Source organism: Rhodococcus sp. IEGM 1307 (genome assembly GCF_030056915.1).
Lineage (GTDB): Bacteria > Actinomycetota > Actinomycetes > Mycobacteriales > Mycobacteriaceae > Rhodococcus_F > Rhodococcus_F opacus_D.
Genome location: NZ_JASHKW010000001.1, coordinates 806,070 through 820,299 on the forward strand (window position 1 = coordinate 806,070; position 14,230 = coordinate 820,299).

Genomic DNA, 14,230 nt, shown 5'->3' on the forward strand with positions numbered 1-14,230 from the left:
GCGACGGCCGTCAGTGTTCGGCGGGCCGGGGTTGCTCCGCCTGCGCGGGCCATGTGCCCAGATCGTGGGTGTAGAGCCAGGTGGTGGCCCTTTCGTAGAAGTGCCCGAAGGCGACCGGCATGACGAGGTCGCGAAACCGGCGCGCGATCGGGCCGACGGTCTTGGCGTCGCGGTTGGTGCGGGCCGCCTTGGCCATCTTCCCGATTCGGGCGCGGCGGAGCCGGTGGTACTCGGCGAAACCTTCCCCGGTCGAGTCGGCATCGGCGAGTGCCCGAGCCAGGACCACGGCGTCTTCGATGGCCATGGAGACGCCCTGCCCCGCGCCGACCGGGTGGGCGGCGTCGCCGACGAGGACGACGCGTTCGTTGTGCCAGATGGGGACTTCGGCCAGCGTGTGCATGAGCGTCGGACGGTGCAATTGCGTGGTCGCCCTGATGATCTCGAGCGCCTTCGGCTCGAACCGGTACAGCTCGGCGAGTCGGTCGAGCCACCGGTCGTCGCCGATATCTGTCGGTTTCGGTGGCCGGGGATCGGCAACCTGCGCGGACCACCACACGGTTCCGTCCGGAGCCGGGATGTGGAGAAAGGCGCCGCAGCGCGCGAAGACCATGATGAACGTGCCGGCCTCGGCCGGGACGCCGTCGGCGACGCCCGAGACGCTGTAGAGCCCGCCGTATACGGGTCGGGGCGCGCCCGGATCGAGGACCGACCGAGTAGCCGACCAGAGACCGTCGGCACCGACCAGCAGGTCGGCGCGTGCGCTGGAACCGTCGGCGAACTGCGCGCGGATACCGTCGCCCACGGGCTCGGCGGCTACCAGTCGGCGGCCGGTGACGATCCGTACACCGGCCTGCGTTGCGCACTTCCGCAGCACCTCGACCAGGGAATCGCGCATCAGCGTCGCGCTGAACAGCGGATCCCCCGACAGCCGTCCGCGCGGAACTTCCGCGAGCAGCCTGCCCGTACCGGACCACATTCGCTGAGTGGGCACCGCGAAACCGGCCTGCTGCACCTGGTCCAGGCAACCGAGCGCCTCCACCCCCCCGCAGTCCGTTGGATGCCGGACTCAGAAATGAGCCCACCTGTCCTGCCGGGTCGGGGTGTGTTTCGTAGAGGGTGACGTCGGAGCCGATGCGGCGCAATGCGATTGCAGTCGCGGTCCCGGACACACCTCCGCCTGCGACGATGGCCTCCACGCTTCCTCGTGAACTGTTATTCACTGAATCGACACTCAGTGAAAGTCTGTTCAGTGTGCGCAGGAAGGGGGCGTTCGTCAAGGGGTGCGGCCTGTTAGCCGGCCCGCCGGGGCGGGGGTTGACAGGGTGTCGTGACTCAGCTCATAGTAGTCGTACTAGACCGGTTAAATAGACCGAACTAGCCGGAGGGCGTCTTCACACTCGTGCGGGTGTCTGTGGGTAGCCGACGTGCACTCCCGCCGGGTCAACATCACACCGAAAGGCTTCCACTCATGACTTCCAACTCGATCGGTGTCGCCGTCATCGGCGGCGGCATGGCCGGACGAGCACACGCCGCCGGATATCGCATGGCGTCGACGCTGTTCGGAACCGACCGCCCCGACGTGCGTCTGGTCGCGATTGCCGACACCAACCAGGCAGTCGCCGACGACACCGCGAAGCGGTACGGGTACGAGCGGGCCGAGTACAGCTGGCAGGCCATCGCCGAATCGCCGGACATCGACGCCGTGAGCGTCGTCGTCGCGAACCAGTTGCACCGGGAGATCGTCGAAGGCCTCCTCGCTGCCGGGAAGCACGTGCTGTGCGAGAAGCCCCTGGCCGGGTCGATCGCGGACGCCGAGGCCATGGTCGCGGCCGCCGCGGACGCCGACACGATCGCGACCGTCGGGTACACCTACCGCCGGTCGCCGGCCATCCAGGCGATCCGCGACGAACTCGCGACGGGCCGCCTCGGCGACATCATCCACTTCAACGGGCACTACTGGTGCGACTACGGCCTCGACCCCGCCTCGCCGATCACCTGGCGGTACCGCGGAGGTCCCGGAACCGGCGCGCTGGCAGACGTCGGCAGCCACCTGCTCGACATGGCCGAATTCGTCTGCGGGCCGATCGTCGAGATCAGTGGCGCGACCTTCACCACGGTGATCACGGAGCGTCCCGTGCCTGCCGGAGTCACCTACGGCCACACCAAGGCCGAGACCACCGGTGAGATGGCACCCGTCGAGAACGAGGACCTCGCGACGTTCACGGCGCGCTTCCAAAACGGCGCGGTCGGCACGTTCTCCGCTTCCCGTGTCGCGCACCAGCTTCCGGACGGACTCGGTTTCGAGCTGTTCGGGACGTCCGGCTCCGCGGCGTTCGACCTGGCTCGCGCCGCGGAATTCTCGGTGTCCAGCGAGGGCCTCGACCGCACCGTGAACGGTCAGCGTCGGGTGATCATCGGACCGCAGCACCCGTACATCCAGGGTGGCCTGCCGATGGATGCCGGCGGAGTCGGCCACGGCAAGGCGGAGTTCTTCGCCTACCAGGCCCGGGCGTTCCTCGACCAGATCGCGGGCATCGACGTCCTCGGCCCGCTGCCGTCCTTCGCCCACGCCCTGCGCGGCATGCAGATCGTCACCGCCGTCGCGGAGTCCGCCCGCGCCGACGGAGCAGCCGTCAAGATCGGCTGAACCGCACAACCCTGAACCGCAAAACTACTGAACCGCAACTTCTTCCCACGACGCAAGGAACCCTCATGAAACTCGGTGTGTACACCGCCGTCCTGCACGACCGCAGCCTGCGCGAGGCGCTGGAGACCATCGCGTCCCTCGGGCTCGAGGGCGCGGAGATCAACGCGGGCGGCTTCCTGCCCACCCCGCACCTGCCCGTCAAGGAACTCCTCTCCGGTGAGGTGTCACCGCAGGACTACCTGAAGGTCTTCGACGAGACCGGCGTCTCCATCGCCGGGCTGAACTGCAACGGCAACCCGCTGCACGCGGATCCCGAGGTGGGCCCCGAGGACGCCGAGGACCTGCGCAACGCCATCAAGGTGGCGGGCCTGCTCGGTGTGGACCGCGTGGTCACGATGTCCGGGCTGCCCGCCGCGCACGCCGGCGGCCAGTGGCCGGCATGGCACGTGAACACTTGGGACAGCGGCTATCTCGACTCCCTCGACTACCAGTGGGATCAGGTGGCGGTGCCGTTCTGGAAGGAGATCGACGCGCTCGCCCGTGAGAACGGTGTCAAGGTCGCGATCGAGATGCATCCGCAGAACCTGGTGTTCAACCCGCCGACCCTGAAGCGTCTGGTCGAGAAGACCGGTGCGACGAACGTCGGCGCCGAGATGGACCCGTCGCACCTGTTCTGGCAGGGCATCGATCCGGTCGCCGCGGTCGACTGGCTCGGCGACCTCGTCTTCCACGCCGCGGCGAAGGACACCCGGATCAACGAGAACTGCAAGATCTACGGTGTTCTCGACGACCGGTTCACCCGGATCCCGGCCGGCCAGAGCCCCACCGGACTCGGTGGCAAGCACGTGGTCAACAAGTGGCCCGAGGACTCGGCGTGGGACTTCGTCGCCGTCGGCCGCGGACACGACGTCGATTTCTGGTCCCGTTTCCTCGCCGCGCTGCAGCGGGTCGACCCCGACATGGCGGTCAACATCGAACACGAGGACGTCGAACTGGGACAGCTCGAAGGACTGCAGGTCGCGGCCCGCACCCTGAAGGATGCGGCTTCCGCCGTGGCCTCCCGCTAGAAACCGGTGACGGCGGCCAGGCGGTCGAGGACCAACCGGAGCGGCGGCCAGGTCGACCTCCCACGACGGGTCACGGCGTAGGCCGTCAGCACGACCTTCGGGTTGGTGAGCGGGCGGACCGTGACTTCCTTGCGCGTGGGACGGTCGGCGGGCAGCAGACCTACCCCGTAGCCGGCGGCGACGAGGTCCTCGACGAGGTCGAGGCTGTCGATCTGGTGGGCGATCTGCGGTGTGAATCCCGCGAGCGAGGCCAGGGTGCGGACGGCGTCCTCGTCGGCAGTGTTGCGGGAGTTCACGATCCAGGGCGAACCGGCGTAGGCGGCGACGTCTGCGGGTTCGTCGCCGGCGGGCGTGGGGACGCCGAGTCCCCAGGGAGTCGACCACAACGGGACGGCTTCGAGCGCGGTGCCGGGGGATGCCGGTGCGAGGTTGTAGTCGTAGGTCAGTGCGAGATCGAGTTCGTCGTCGGCGAGCAACGCGAACGCCTCGACCGGCTCGTATTCGCTGATCACCACGTCCACCTGCGAGTGGGTGTGTGCCAGTTCGGCGACGACCGGGAGCAGCGACACCCGGATGCCCGTCGCGAAACCCCCGACGCGCAGGGTGCCGACCGGCTCGGCGTGGGGGTCGAGGTCGAGCCGGGCGGCGTCGACGGCCGCGAGGATGGTGACGGCGTGGTCGGCCAGCCGGCGACCGGCCGGGGTGAGCCGCACCCGGCGGCCGGTCGGTTCGACGAGCTGCGCACCCGTCTCCTTCGCGAGTGCGGCGATCTGCTGGGAGACGGTCGAGGTGGTCAGCCGGTGTGTCTCGGCGACCTCACGCATGGAGCCGAGGCGGGAGAGCTCGAGCAGGAGATGGAGGCGTCGGGTATCCACCCACGTATTGTTCGCGATATCCGAACGGTTTGTCCATGAAAGTCACGTGGACGTGAACGGTCGAGGTGTCATTCAATGCAGGCATGACCAGGAACTCGACCCACGTCGGCGCGACGATGGCGCTGACCTCGATGCTGTGCGTACAGAGCGGACTCGCGATCTCCGTCGGCGTGTCCGAGCGCGTCGGCGCCGAGGGCGCCGCCTGGTTGCGCCTGGCGTGGGCGGGGGTGTTGCTGGCCGTGATCGTGCGGCCTCGGCCGAAGGCGTTCACGCGTTCGTCCCTCGGCGCGTGTGTTCTCCTCGGAGTGGTCACGGCGGCGGTCACCCTGCTGTTCATGGCCGCGGTGGACCGGATCCCCCTGGGAACAGCCAGCGCGCTGGAGTTCCTCGGGCCCCTCGGTGTCGCTGTTCTGCACGGACGAGGTCGCCTGAAGTGGCCGGCACTGGCGGCCGTGGGGGTGCTGCTGCTGACGCAACCCTGGGCCGGCGGCGTCGACCCGGTCGGAATCCTGTTCGCGCTGGGCGCGGCTGCGTGCTGGGCCCTCTACATCGTGCTCACCCAGCGCGTGGGCGACGAGGTGGCCGGTCTCAACGGGCTCGCGGTGTCCATGCCGGTCGCCGGGTTGGTCGCGACTGCGGTGGGCGGGCCGTCGATGCTCGGAAAGATGACGCCGGACCTGTTGATCATCGGGCTGGGTTTGGCGATACTGCTGCCGGTCGTGCCGTTCACGCTGGAGATGCTCGCCCTGCGCCGGCTGAACACCGCCGCGTTCGGGACGCTGATGAGTCTGGAACCGGCGTTCGCGTTGATTATCGGGCTCGTGGTGTTGCACCAGATTCCGGACCACGCGGCCGTCGCCGGTATCTGCTTCGTGGTCGCGGCGGGAATAGGAGCGGCGCGGGCCGGGTCGCGCACGACGCCCGACCAGGGCGACGTCGCGGAGTCTGCCGCACCGTTGTCCGCCCCGACCTGATACCTTGAACGTCGTTCAAGTTTGAGGCAAGAGGAGTCGTCATGGCAGATGTCGAGAGTGCTCGGGTGTCGAGGCTCGGTATTTCAGCGCGGGACATGGCGCAGATCGCGGTCTTCGCCGCGCTGATCGCGGCGCTGGGACTGCCCGGCGCCATCACGGTCGGCTTCAGCGGAGTGCCGATCACACTGCAGACGCTCGGCGTCATCCTCGCCGGCGCGGTGCTCGGCGCTCGCAAGGGCACAGCCGCCGTCGCGGTCTTCATCGCACTGACCCTCATCGGCCTGCCCCTGCTGTCCGGTGGCCGCACCGGACTGACCGCGCTCGCAGGCCCGAGCGCCGGATACCTCATCGGCTGGATTCCCGCGACGCTGATCATCGGCCTCCTCACCGCCCGGATCCTGCCGAAGTACCCGGTCGTTCTCGGTCTCCTGATCAACGCCCTCGGCGGGATCGTCGTCATCTACGTCTTCGGCACCGTCGGACTCCTGCTCCGCACCGATCTGGGTGTCGGCGCCGCCATCACCACCAACTTCGCCTTCATCCCCGGCGACCTGCTCAAGGTCGTCGTCGCGACCGTGGTCGCCAAGAGCGTGCATCGCGCGTACCCCGGCCTGATCCGTACGTGAGTTCCGAACTCGGCGGCTCCGGCGATCAGCCCGCTCTCGATTTCGAAGACCGCACCTACACCTACGCCGAACTCGACCGTGCCATCGACCGATGGATCCTCGAGCACGGCTCGGGTGCGTCTGCCTACGACGCGTCGACGCTGCCGGTCCCGGACGCCCTGATCTGCGTGTGCGCGGCGGCGAGGCAGGGGACGGCGGTGATCGTCGAGAACCCCGACGCGCGCCCGGACCGCACGGTGATTCCACCGTCCGCGTTTCTGCTGGTCGCGACGTCCGGCTCCACCGGCAGCCCGCGTCCGCTCGCGCGCACCGCGGCCTCCTGGTTCGACAGCTTCCCCGCCTTCACCGCGATCACCGGCATCGACGCGACGGACCACGTGCTGATCACCGGCCCGTTGCACGCCACGATGCACCTGTTCGGCGCCGTGCACGCACTCTGGCGTGGGGCGTGCGTCACCGACGACCCGTCCCGGGCGACGGTGGTGCACGCCGTTCCCGCCGCTCTCCGTGAGGTGGTGGGGAAGGCCCCGAAGCTGCGCACGGCGATCGTCGCCGGCACCGCCCTGGACGACGGCGCCCGCGCGGTGGCGGACGGCATCGAGATCGTCGAGTACTACGGCGCCGCGGAACTCTCCCTCGTCGCGGCGCGCCGGGTGCCCGAACCGCTCCGGCTGCTCGACGGCGTCGACGCCGACATCCGCGACGGTCTGCTGTACGTCCGGTCGCCGTACAGCGTGATCGGAGTCCCGGAGTGGTTCGGCGTCGGTGATCTGGCCGAACTCGGTGACGACGGCGAGCTGACGGTGCGCGGCCGGGGAGAATCCGCGATCAACGTCGGCGGCACCACGGTGGTTGCCGAGGACGTCGAGCGCATCCTCGAGACGCTCGACGGTGTCGCCGCGGCCGCCGTCGTCGGATCGCCGCATTCGGTGCTCGGCGAGACCGTCACCGCCGTGGTGGAGCTCGACGGCACCGCGGACATCGGCGACGTCCGTTCGCGCGCACGCCGGATGCTGACGAAGGAAGCCCTGCCCCGCCGCTGGGTGCCGATCGAGTCGATGCCGCGGACCGCCAGTGGCAAGGTCGCCCGTGGCCGAGTGAGAGACTGGCTGGCATGAGCTTTGTCCCTGTTCTGGTGGCGCCGCGTCGGACGCCGATCGGCAATGCCGGGCACGGGTTCGCCGATCTGACCACCACCGATCTGGCCGCCCCGGTGTTGCGCGACGTTCTGACGTCGCTGCGGGAGTCGGGCCTCGACGCCGAGGTCGACGACGTCGTCCTCGGCAACTGCCTCGGGCCGGGCGGTGATCCCGCGCGGGTCGCGGCCCTGCAGGCGGGGATGGGCGTGGAGGTTCCCGGGGTCACCGTCGACCGGCAGTGCGGTTCCGGCCTCGACGCGGTGATGCAGGCCGCGCTCCGCGTGCGCAGCGGTGCCGACGAGCTGATTCTGGCGGGTGGCGTCGAATCGGCGAGCACGGCGCCGTGGCGGTTCTGGCCGCCGGTGTCGGGCGCCGATCCGGTGCGCTACACCCGCGCTCCCTTTGCGCCGCACGGCTTCCCCGACCCCGACATGGGGGCGGCCGCGGACGAGCTCGCGCGGGTGCGCGGCATCAGCCGTGAGCGGCAGGACGCGTACGCGGCGCGGTCGCACACGCTCGCGGCCGCCGCCGACTTCTCGTCGGAAATCGTGCCGATCGGTGACATCGCGCGGGACCAGCGCATTCGCGCGGGCATGACCGAGGCCAGGCTCGCGCGGCTGCGCCCCAGTTTCGGTGCGGGTGGAACGGCCACGGCGGGGAACTCCTGCGGAATCTCGGACGGCGCCGCCGTGCTGGCGGTGACGACGGAGTCGCTGGCCGCCGGACTGCCTGCGTTGCGAATCCTCGGTTCCGCCGTCGCGGGATCGGACCCGGCGCTGCCCGGACTCGGACCGGTCCCCGCAATCCGCAAACTCCTGAAGAGAACCGGATGCGACGTGGCGGATCTGGGCGTCGTCGAGATCACCGAGGCCTTCGCGTCGGTGGTCCTGGCGGTGTCGGACGAACTCGGCCTGGACGAATCCGTGATCTGCCCACAGGGCGGCGCCATCGCCATGGGACACCCATGGGGAGCGTCGGGGGCGATCTTGCTGGTGCGCTTGGCAAGTCAGATGCTGCGCGAGGACGGACCCGCGCTCGGGCTCGCGGCGTGCGCCATCGGCGGCGGACAGGGCATCGCGATGCTCGTGGAGCGCGTGTCGTGAGTGAGATCGTCTTCGATTCGGTGACCCATGCCTTCGGGGACCGCCCGGTGCTCCGCGGCGTCGACCTGCGCTTCTCCGAGCGCCGCGTCGGCATCATCGGATCCAACGGTTCCGGCAAGTCGACCCTGGCCCGCATGATCAACGGGTTGCTGAAGCCCACCTCCGGCACCGTCACGGTCGACGGTGTCGACGCCGCCAAAAAGGGCGCCCAGGTGCGCCGCAAGGTCGGGTTCGTGTTCACCGACCCCGACACCCAGATCGTCATGCCCACGGTGTCCGAGGACCTGGCGTTCTCGCTGCGCCGGTCCGGTCTGAGCAAGCCGGAGATCGCCGCCCGCGTCGAGGAGATCCTGGTGCGGTTCCGGCTCGACCAGCACGCCGATCACCCCGCGCACCTGCTGTCCGGTGGCCAGAAGCAGCTGCTCGCCATCGGCGCCGTCCTCATCCGCAGGCCCGAGGTGATCATCGCCGACGAGCCGACCACACTGCTGGATCTGCGGAACGCCCGCGTCGTCGCCGAAGCACTCGATTCGATGGACCAGCAGGTGATCGTCGTGACCCACCAACTGGCGCTGCTGGACAGTTTCGAACGGGTCATCGTCATCGACGACGGTCTCGTCGCATTCGACGGCAGCCCGGACGACGCCGTCCCCGCGTACCGGCAGTTGGTCGAATGATCGGCCTGTACCGCCCGGGCGACTCGCTCCTGCACAGGATGCCCGCCGGGCTGAAACTGCTGCTGTTGATCGCGTCGATCGTCACGGCCACCGTGTTCGTGCGCACCCCGCTCGAGGTCGGTGTCGTCATCCTGGTGGTGGGCCTGCTATTCGCGGTGGCTGCCATTCCGTGGCGGGTCGCGGTGGCGCAGTTGCGTCCGGTGGTGTGGATGTTGTTGATCATCGCCGTATTCCAGGTGCTGATCACCTCGCCCGCGCGGGCGGTCGTCGTGTGCGGGGTGCTGCTGATCTCGGTGGCGCTCGCCGCGTTGGTCACGCTCACCACCCGGGTCACCGACATGCTCGATACGGTGTCGCGCGCACTCGGGCCCCTGCGGAGGTTCGGGGTCGACCCGGATCGGATCGGACTCCTGCTCGCGTTGGCGATCCGGTGTATCCCGCTGTTGACGGGGATCGTGCAGGAGGTGGCGCAGGCGCGGAAGGCACGCGGGTTGCAATGGTCGATGACGGCGCTGGCCACACCGGTTCTGGTCCGCGCCCTCCGGACCGCGGATGCGATGGGCGACGCCCTCGTCGCACGGGGAGTGGACGATGACTGAGCTGCTCGCCGAGCGTGTTGCTCGACGGGCCGCCGAGAACCCGGAGACGACAGCGGTCGTGTCCGCACGCGAGACCGTCGACTACGGCCGGTTCTGGTCGCGGGTCACACGCACCGCCGCCGGGCTCGACGGCATGAATCGGGTCGCCGTGCTGCCGACGTCGGATGTCGGGTCGCTGGTCGTGGTGACGGCGGCGATGCACGCGGGAGTCAGCGTCGTGCTACTGCATCGGCATCTCCTGCCCGCGCAGCTGACGCGGGTGCTCGAGCTCGCGAAACCCGGCGCCGTGGTGGCCGCGTCGCACCAGCACACCAGGCTACGGAGACTGGGATTCGACGGGACCGTCGAGACGGCGGACAGCCTCGAATCCGACGGCACCGCAGGCCGGGCGCGTCCCGGCACCGAACTGCTGGTCGGCATCACGTCCGGCACCACCGGTGAGCCGAAGCTGTTCGTGCGCAACCAGCGATCGTGGGCCACGACCCTCGACCGCTCGGACACGACGTTCGACATCGGTAGCGGGGATCGCGTGGCGGTGCCCGGAGTTCTCGACCACACCCATTTCCTGTACGGCGCGCTGCACGGGCTCACTCGTGGTGCGACGGTGGATCTGCGACCGGTCACCCACTCGCTGCGCGACGCAGCGACACATCTGTACTCGGTACCCACCATCGCCTGGGATGTGGTGCGGTCGGGCATCGGTCCGGTCGGCAGCGTCCGTGAGGTGCTGTCGTCGGCGGCCCGGTGGCCGCGCACCGGGCGTGAAGCGTTGCAGGAGGTGCTGCTGAAGGCGTCGCTCGTGCACTTCTACGGCGCCTCCGAACTGAGCTTCGTGTCCTTCGACCGGGGTCTCGGCGCCGCCGACGAGCATGCGGCAGGCGAACTGTTCCACGGCGTCGACGCAGAGATTCGCGCGGGCCTCGTTCACGTGCGCAGCGACATGCTGTTCGACGGCTACCTCACCGAGGACGGCGTGCTGAACGGCCCCGCCGACGGGTGGATGACCGTGGGGGACCGAGGCAGGGTGGCGGGCAACAGCCTGCAGTTGTTCGGCCGCGACAGCGACACGGTGATCCGGGCGGGGCTCAATGTGGAACCCGCGGCCATCGAGGCGGCGTTGACCGCACTCCCCGGAGTCTCGGAGGCTGCGTGCATCGGAGTGCCCGACAGCCGGATGGGCGAGGCACCGGCCGCCGCGATCGTGGTGGACGGCGACGGGCCGAGTTCCAGCGAGATCTGGCGGCATCTGCGCGCCACGTTACCCAGCCCGAGCATGCCGGTTCAGGTACTCGCGGTCGACAGCTTGCCGCGCACGCCGCGCGGCAAGCTCGATCGTCAGGCGCTCGCCGTCACCCTGTCGGCGTCGCGGGACCGGAATCCCGTGTAGCCCGTCAGATTTCGAGGCTCAGCAGGTGATAGCCCAGCGTCTTGCCGTGTCCGTCGAGTGCGGGGGAACCCGTGACGCCGCCGCCGAGGACGCCCGGCAACTCGAACACCATCGCCATCAGGTTCGGCTGGCAGGTGCGCCGGGCCGGACCGGTGATCAGCTCGCCGTAGTGGGCGGCGACGACGTCTTCGGTCAGTCTCCGGGCGAGATAACGGTAGGCGGCGTGGTCCCGGGCCAGCACGGCAAGGATGAGCGTGTCTCCCTTGTCGCCGGCACGAACGTCGGCGAGGGAGTCCATCTTCTGAACCGTTGCGGGCGTGGTCATGTCGTCACCTCCGTGAGGTGCACCCGGGTGGGCACGAGGTCGCGGGGGAGGGTGCACGAGCGGATCGCGAGTACCTCGGTCGCCGAGCGCCGGGCGCCGCCCCCGCCGGCCGGTCCGTTGGTGTACAGGCTTTCCACTTCCCAGCCGACGAGGTCGGCTTCCTCGCGGGTGCGTGCGCGGGCGGTCACCCGCAGTCGAACCTCGTGCGCATCGGTGTCGGTGTCGAGGCCGCGGAAAGCCGCACCGGCGCCGATGTATTCGACGGAGACGGCGTCCTCGGTGAAACCGTGCACGTCGACGAGTCGTTCGGTGACGATGTCCGCGGCGAGCCGGGCGCGGGGGTGGGCGCGCGGGCCCGCGTAACTGATCTGCCCCTCACCGAGCCAGCCGCCACGGAAGCCGAGGGTGACCTTCAGCTGCTGCGGCCGGGGGCGCCCCGTCGCACCGGTGATGGCGACCCGGTCGGGTCCCACATTGGTGAACGACACGTTGCCGAAGTCCGCGGTGACGTCCGGCGTGAGATACGAGGTGGGATCTCCCACCTCGTACAGGAGTTGCTCGGCGCAGGTTCGTTCGGTGAGTATGCCGCCGGACCCGTCGAGTTTGCCGAACGTCGCCGATCCGTCGGCGAGGACGTCGGCGAACGGGAAGCCGAGATCGGCCATGCCCTTCACCGGTTTGGTGACGGGATCCGCGTAGTACCCGCCCGTGAGTTGTCCGGCGCACTCGAGCAGGTGCCCGATCGCGGTTGCGGCGCCGATGGTGTCGTGGTCGGCCAGGTCCCATCCGAAGTGGTGGGCGAGTGGGGCGACGTAGAGGGAAGGATCGGCCAGCCGCCCGGTGACGACGACGTCGGCGTCCAGTTCGAGCGCGGGGATCACGGCCTCCGCGCCGATGTACGCGTTCGCGGACACGAGTTCCTCGTCGTGCTCCGACAGTCGTCTCCCGGTCTCCCACACGACGGGGTCGTGGCGCAGCACCTGCTCGAGCACCGCGTCGCCCGTGATCGCAGCGATGCGCACCTGCCGGTCGGCGGACCGGGCCGCGATGCCGGAGACCAGTTCAGCGGCGGCGAGAGGGTTCGCGGCACCGGCATTGGTGATCACAGTGGTCCCGGACGCGAGCGTGTGGGGGAGAACCGCGCGCATGCGTGCGGCGAGGAGCGGATCGTATCCTTCGTCCGGGTTCTCCAGTCGGCGCGCGTTTCCGGCGGCGACGGTGCGTTCGCCGAGGCATTCGAAGATCAGGTAGTCGAGGTCGGCGTGCCGGGCGAGTTTCTCGGCGGGGTCGATGCGATCTCCGGAGAACCCGGATCCGGCGCCGAGTCGCACGCTCCGCGAGGCTCTGTCGCGGGTGCTCGATGGTGTCACGGGCTCGAAGTCCTTTGCTTGTTCGACGGGTGGTGGGGTGGCTCGGCTGCGGTGATGCCGCGGACGATTACAACGAGAGGGCACCGGTGATCAGCGCCATCACGGTCATCACGATGGTGGTCCCGAAGGCCCAGCCGAAGATGAACCGCTGGTGTTTGCCGAGGTCCACCTTGCTCAGTCCGATCAGGATGAACGTCGCGGCGGTCAGCGGGCTGAGCGGGAATCCGGTGGTCATCTGACCGAGGATGGCGGCGCGGCCGATCTCCGCGGGGTCGCCTCCGAACGATGCCGTGGTTTCCGCGAGCACCGGGACGACGCCGAAGTAGTAGGCGTCCGGCGTGAAGACCAGACTGAGCGGCATCGATGTTACGGCGGTGATGACGGGGATCAGAGAGCCGGCGGACTGCGGAATCCAGGAGACGAAGGTCTGCGCCATCGCGGTGATCATCCCGGTGCCGTTGAGGATTCCGGTGAGCACGCCTGCCGCGAGGATCATCGCCACCACCATGGTGACGTTGCCGCCGTGCTTCGCGAACAGGGCCTGCTGGTCGTCCCACTTCGGGCGGTTGACAGCGAGCGCAAGTGCGAATGCGATGGCGAATGCCACCTCCAGCGGCACGAGCTGGAACAGCAGGATCACGATCAGGACGAGGGTGAGCACGGTATTGAACGCCATCACCACCCGTTGGCGACCGGTGCGCACCGGCGCGTCGGAGACGTGCGGCGTGCCCGGACCGCCGCCGCCGGGAGACACCAGTTCGGTGACGCCGAGCCGCTTACGTTCCGTGCGGCCGATCATGTAGGCGGCGAACAGGACCCACAGGATCCCGGCGCCCATCGCGGGCAGGACCGGCGTGAAGATGTCGGCGCTGGTCAGGTCGAGCGCGGCCATGGCGCGGACGGTCGGGCCGCCCCACGGAATCATGTTCATCAGTCCCGCGGCCAGGCAGACGATGCCGGTCAGGACGACCGGGCGCATCCCGAGTTTCTGGTAGATGGGCAGCAACGCCGAGATGGTGATCAGGAAGGTCGAGGTTCCGTCACCGTCGAGCGCGACGAGCAGGGTCAGCACCGCGGTTCCGACGGCGATCTTGGTGGGATTGCCACCTGCCCACCGGACGATCCGGCGGATCGCCGGATCGAACAGTCCCACGTCGACCATCAGGCTGAAATACAGGACCGCGAAGGCGATCATGATGGCGACGGGCGCGACCTTCAGCAGACCGTCGCCCACCATCTCCCCGAGGTCGGGTGCCCATCCGCCCACGATCGCGAACGTGACGGGAACGAGGATCAGTGCGACGAGCACCGAGACCCGGCGGCTGAACGCCAGCGCCAGGAAACAAGCGATCGTGGCGAACCCGAGCGCGGCAACCATGTGACCTCCTTCGAAATGGAATCCCAGTGTCGCGCGCCTCACAATTGTGCGTCAAATATCAAT

The 14,230-nt window shown here is 69.1% G+C and carries 14 protein-coding genes and 1 pseudogene; 9 read left to right on the forward strand and 6 right to left on the reverse strand.

Features of this window, described 5'->3' with window-relative positions:
• Positions 1-10 precede the first annotated feature (10 nt).
• Together QM841_RS03495 and QM841_RS43335 are read right to left on the reverse strand one after the other, a co-directional pair.
• A complete protein-coding gene (locus tag QM841_RS03495; protein WP_283330926.1) occupies positions 11-1,039 on the reverse strand; it encodes an FAD-dependent monooxygenase in 1,029 nt (342 codons plus the stop codon).
• Positions 1,040-1,124: 85 nt separating this feature from the next.
• Positions 1,125-1,220: pseudogene (locus QM841_RS43335) on the reverse strand (hypothetical protein); the annotation flags it as partial.
• Between the two features lie 248 nt (positions 1,221-1,468).
• Here QM841_RS43335 and QM841_RS03500 point away from each other — a divergent pair.
• Both QM841_RS03500 and QM841_RS03505 read left to right on the forward strand, forming a co-directional pair.
• On the forward strand, positions 1,469-2,647 hold the full coding sequence (locus QM841_RS03500) for a Gfo/Idh/MocA family protein (RefSeq protein ID WP_283330927.1): 1,179 nt from the start codon (positions 1,469-1,471) through the stop codon (positions 2,645-2,647).
• A gap of 65 nt (positions 2,648-2,712) precedes the next feature.
• Positions 2,713-3,714 carry a sugar phosphate isomerase/epimerase family protein gene (locus tag QM841_RS03505; RefSeq protein WP_283330928.1) on the forward strand — a complete coding sequence of 334 codons (1,002 nt, stop codon included), beginning with the start codon at positions 2,713-2,715 and terminating at the stop codon, positions 3,712-3,714.
• Here QM841_RS03505 and QM841_RS03510 read toward each other — a convergent pair.
• Positions 3,711-4,589 carry a LysR family transcriptional regulator gene (locus QM841_RS03510; RefSeq protein ID WP_283330929.1) on the reverse strand — a complete coding sequence of 293 codons (879 nt, stop codon included), beginning with the start codon at positions 4,587-4,589 and terminating at the stop codon, positions 3,711-3,713. The two genes, QM841_RS03505 and QM841_RS03510, sit on opposite strands and share 4 nt — an antisense overlap.
• 83 nt (positions 4,590-4,672) lie before the next feature.
• On the opposite strand from QM841_RS03510, the gene QM841_RS03515 reads away from it, so the two are divergent.
• Genes QM841_RS03515 through QM841_RS03545 form a run of 7 tightly spaced genes read left to right on the forward strand, consistent with a single transcriptional unit; the run spans position 4,673 to position 11,094 of the window.
• Positions 4,673-5,563: an EamA family transporter gene (locus QM841_RS03515; RefSeq protein ID WP_283330930.1), complete on the forward strand. Its 891-nt coding sequence runs from the start codon at positions 4,673-4,675 to the stop codon at positions 5,561-5,563.
• Positions 5,564-5,604: 41 nt separating this feature from the next.
• Positions 5,605-6,189, forward strand: coding sequence for a biotin transporter BioY (locus QM841_RS03520; protein ID WP_283330931.1), 585 nt, complete (start codon positions 5,605-5,607; stop codon positions 6,187-6,189).
• Entirely contained in the window at positions 6,186-7,307 is a 1,122-nt protein-coding gene (locus QM841_RS03525; RefSeq protein WP_283330932.1) for a class I adenylate-forming enzyme family protein, read from the forward strand. Before QM841_RS03520 ends, QM841_RS03525 begins: the two co-directional genes overlap by 4 nt.
• Positions 7,304-8,431: a thiolase family protein gene (locus QM841_RS03530; RefSeq protein WP_283330933.1), complete on the forward strand. Its 1,128-nt coding sequence runs from the start codon at positions 7,304-7,306 to the stop codon at positions 8,429-8,431. Before QM841_RS03525 ends, QM841_RS03530 begins: the two co-directional genes overlap by 4 nt.
• The gene (locus tag QM841_RS03535) at positions 8,428-9,108 is read left to right on the forward strand and encodes an energy-coupling factor ABC transporter ATP-binding protein (RefSeq protein ID WP_283330934.1); all 681 of its coding nucleotides are present in this window, start codon (positions 8,428-8,430) and stop codon (positions 9,106-9,108) included. The genes QM841_RS03530 and QM841_RS03535 overlap by 4 nt, the downstream gene beginning before the upstream one ends.
• Positions 9,105-9,707 carry an energy-coupling factor transporter transmembrane component T family protein gene (locus QM841_RS03540; RefSeq protein ID WP_105417355.1) on the forward strand — a complete coding sequence of 201 codons (603 nt, stop codon included), beginning with the start codon at positions 9,105-9,107 and terminating at the stop codon, positions 9,705-9,707. Before QM841_RS03535 ends, QM841_RS03540 begins: the two co-directional genes overlap by 4 nt.
• Positions 9,700-11,094, forward strand: coding sequence for an AMP-binding protein (locus QM841_RS03545; RefSeq protein ID WP_283330935.1), 1,395 nt, complete (start codon positions 9,700-9,702; stop codon positions 11,092-11,094). Before QM841_RS03540 ends, QM841_RS03545 begins: the two co-directional genes overlap by 8 nt.
• 4 nt (positions 11,095-11,098) lie before the next feature.
• Here QM841_RS03545 and QM841_RS03550 read toward each other — a convergent pair whose 3' ends face one another.
• The 3 genes from QM841_RS03550 to QM841_RS03560 all read right to left on the reverse strand — a co-directional run bounded on the left by QM841_RS03550 (position 11,099) and on the right by QM841_RS03560 (position 14,167).
• Positions 11,099-11,419 (reverse strand): AtuA-related protein, encoded by a 321-nt coding sequence (locus tag QM841_RS03550; RefSeq protein ID WP_283330936.1) that lies wholly within the window; start codon positions 11,417-11,419, stop codon positions 11,099-11,101.
• The gene (locus tag QM841_RS03555) at positions 11,416-12,789 is read right to left on the reverse strand and encodes an acyclic terpene utilization AtuA family protein (protein ID WP_283330937.1); all 1,374 of its coding nucleotides are present in this window, start codon (positions 12,787-12,789) and stop codon (positions 11,416-11,418) included. The genes QM841_RS03550 and QM841_RS03555 overlap by 4 nt, the downstream gene beginning before the upstream one ends.
• Before the next feature lie 67 nt (positions 12,790-12,856).
• Positions 12,857-14,167 (reverse strand): CitMHS family transporter, encoded by a 1,311-nt coding sequence (locus tag QM841_RS03560; RefSeq protein ID WP_283330938.1) that lies wholly within the window; start codon positions 14,165-14,167, stop codon positions 12,857-12,859.
• Between the last annotated feature and the right edge of the window lie 63 nt (positions 14,168-14,230).

Coding starts and splice junctions, on each gene's coding strand:
- QM841_RS03500 (WP_283330927.1), top strand. CDS start 1,469: ATGACTTCCAACTCGATCGGTGTCGCCGTCATCGGCGGCGGCATGGCC.
- QM841_RS03505 (WP_283330928.1), top strand. CDS start 2,713: ATGAAACTCGGTGTGTACACCGCCGTCCTGCACGACCGCAGCCTGCGC.
- QM841_RS03515 (WP_283330930.1), top strand. CDS start 4,673: ATGACCAGGAACTCGACCCACGTCGGCGCGACGATGGCGCTGACCTCG.
- QM841_RS03520 (WP_283330931.1), top strand. CDS start 5,605: ATGGCAGATGTCGAGAGTGCTCGGGTGTCGAGGCTCGGTATTTCAGCG.
- QM841_RS03530 (WP_283330933.1), top strand. CDS start 7,304: ATGAGCTTTGTCCCTGTTCTGGTGGCGCCGCGTCGGACGCCGATCGGC.
- QM841_RS03540 (WP_105417355.1), top strand. CDS start 9,105: ATGATCGGCCTGTACCGCCCGGGCGACTCGCTCCTGCACAGGATGCCC.
- QM841_RS03545 (WP_283330935.1), top strand. CDS start 9,700: ATGACTGAGCTGCTCGCCGAGCGTGTTGCTCGACGGGCCGCCGAGAAC.
- QM841_RS03550 (WP_283330936.1), bottom strand. CDS start 11,419: ATGACCACGCCCGCAACGGTTCAGAAGATGGACTCCCTCGCCGACGTT.
- QM841_RS03560 (WP_283330938.1), bottom strand. CDS start 14,167: ATGGTTGCCGCGCTCGGGTTCGCCACGATCGCTTGTTTCCTGGCGCTG.